Source organism: Symbioplanes lichenis (assembly GCF_030709675.1).
Taxonomy (GTDB): Bacteria; Actinomycetota; Actinomycetes; order Mycobacteriales; family Micromonosporaceae; genus Actinoplanes; species Actinoplanes lichenis.
Genome location: NZ_JAUZQD010000045.1, coordinates 1 through 2,209, shown reverse-complemented (window position 1 = coordinate 2,209; position 2,209 = coordinate 1). Strand labels below are relative to the sequence as shown.

Genomic DNA, 2,209 nt, shown 5'->3' with positions numbered 1-2,209 from the left:
CGCCTGGCGTAGCCCGTACTCATGAAATGAGCCAAACCATCCCACCGGGCCGGACCACCGCCGGGGTGCGCAACGAATCGTCGTCGCCGCGGGGAAGGACGCAACGATCCGCCGGGGCACGCAACGGCGATCAGGGGTCTCAGCAGGGCTTTCGCGCTTAGCGTAGGGCGCATGACGACCGCCGCCGCCCGGCGCTGGCTGATGTGCCGGCCCACCTATTTCGCTGTCACCTATCGGATCAATCCGTGGATGGATCCGACGGCGCCGTACGACAACGGGCTCGCCGTCGCGCAGTGGGAGACGCTGCGGCAGACGTTCCTGGGGCTGGGGCACACCGTCGAGCTGATCGAGCCGGTGCCCGGGCTGCCCGACATGGTGTTCGCCGCGAACGGCGCGACCGTGGTCGACGGCAAGGTGCTCGGCGTGCAGTTCCGGGACGCGGAGCGGGCCGACGAGGCGCCCGCGTACAAGGCCTGGTTCGAGCGCGCCGGCTTCGACGTCACCGATCCGAAGCACACCAACGAGGGCGAAGGCGACATTCTGCTCGCCGGGGACGTGCTGCTCGCGGGCACCGGCTTCCGGACGTCGCACGCGGCGCACGCGCAGACGCAGGAGGTCTTCGGGCGGCCGGTGATCACGTTGCAGCTGGTCGACCCCGCCTATTACCACCTCGACACCGCGCTGTGCGTGCTCGACGAGAAGAACATCGCCTACCTGCCGTCGGCCTTCTCGCCCGGGTCGCAGGCCGTGCTGCGCCGGATGTTCCCGGACGCGGTGATCGCCACGGCGGCCGACGCCGCAGTGCTCGGGCTGAACGCGGTGAGCGACGGGCGTACCGTCGTGCTTCCGGCGCAGGCCACAGATCTGGCCGCGGCCCTGCGCGCGGCCGGCTACGAGACGATCGGGATCGACCTGAGCGAGCTGCGCAAGGCCGGCGGCGGACCGAAATGCTGCACTCTGGAGGTTCGGGCATGACTGACGTGGACATGCGGACACCCGGCGCGCTCGCCGACGCCGAGCGCTGGACCGCGCACAACTACCACCCGCTGCCCGTCGTGATCGCCGAGGCCGAGGGCGCTTGGGTGACCGACGTGGACGGACGGCGCTACCTGGACTTCCTCGCCGGCTACTCGGCGCTGAACTTCGGGCACCGGCACCCCGCGCTGATCGCGGCCGCCCATGCCCAGCTCGACAAGCTCACGTTGACGAGCCGCGCCTTCGTGCACGACCAGTTCGCGGACTTCTGCCGGGGGCTCGCCGAGCTGTGCGGCAAGGACCTCGTCCTGCCCATGAACACCGGCGCCGAGGCCGTCGAGACCGGCATCAAGGTGGCGCGCAAGTGGGGCTACCGGGTCAAGGGCGTGCCCGACGGCCGCGCCGAGATCGTGGTCGCCGCCAACAACTTCCACGGGCGCACCACGACGATCGTCAGCTTCTCGACCGACCCGGACGCCCGGGACGACTTCGGCCCGTACACGCCGGGGTTCACGATCGTGGACTTCGGCGACCTGGACGCGCTGGCCGCCGCGGTCACGGACAACACCGTCGCCGTGCTGCTCGAGCCGATCCAGGGCGAGGCGGGCGTGCTGGTTCCGCCGGCGGGCTACTTCGCGGGCGTGCGCCGGCTGTGCGACGAGCGCAACGTGCTGCTGATCGCCGACGAGATCCAGTCGGGCCTCGGGCGTACCGGCAAGACCTTCGCCATCGAGCACGAGGGCGTCGTCCCGGACATGTACCTGCTCGGCAAGGCGCTCGGCGGCGGCATCGTGCCCGTCTCCGCGGTCGCCGCCGACCGGTCGGTGCTCGGGGTGCTCAAGCCCGGCGAGCACGGCTCGACCTTCGGCGGCAACCCGCTGGCCTGCGCGGTCGGCGCGGAGGTGGTGCGGCTGCTGGCGACGGGCGAGTTCCAGGAGCGGTCCGCGCGGCTCGGCGCACGGCTGCACGAGGGCCTGTCCGGCCTGATCGGGCGGGGCGTGCACGCGGTCCGCGGGCGCGGCCTGTGGGCGGGCGTCGACATCGACCCGGCGCTGATGACCGGCCGCGAGGCCGTCGAGCGGCTCGCCCACCGCGGCGTCCTGGCCAAGGACACGCACGGGTCGACGATCCGCCTCGCGCCGCCGCTGGTGGTCACCGAGGAGGAGATCGACCACGCGGTGGAGCAGCTGCGGGCGATTCTCTAGGTCTTTTTCGAGTACGGGCAACGGCCGGT

2 protein-coding genes are annotated in these 2,209 nt (G+C 71.7%); both read left to right on the top strand.

Annotated features, from left to right (window positions below):
- The first annotated feature begins 171 nt into the window (after window positions 1-171).
- Window positions 172-975 carry a dimethylargininase gene (ddaH, locus tag RAN62_RS40965; protein ID WP_305790303.1) on the top strand — a complete coding sequence of 268 codons (804 nt, stop codon included), beginning with the start codon at window positions 172-174 and terminating at the stop codon, window positions 973-975.
- The gene (rocD, locus tag RAN62_RS40960; RefSeq protein WP_305790302.1) at window positions 972-2,180 is read left to right on the top strand and encodes an ornithine--oxo-acid transaminase; all 1,209 of its coding nucleotides are present in this window, start codon (window positions 972-974) and stop codon (window positions 2,178-2,180) included. Before ddaH ends, rocD begins: the two co-directional genes overlap by 4 nt.
- The last annotated feature ends 29 nt before the right edge of the window (window positions 2,181-2,209 follow it).

What these genes read in the sequence shown, in the direction of transcription:
- ddaH (WP_305790303.1), top strand. Translation starts at nt 172, where the DNA reads ATGACGACCGCCGCCGCCCGGCGCTGGCTGATGTGCCGGCCCACCTAT.
- rocD (WP_305790302.1), top strand. Translation starts at nt 972, where the DNA reads ATGACTGACGTGGACATGCGGACACCCGGCGCGCTCGCCGACGCCGAG.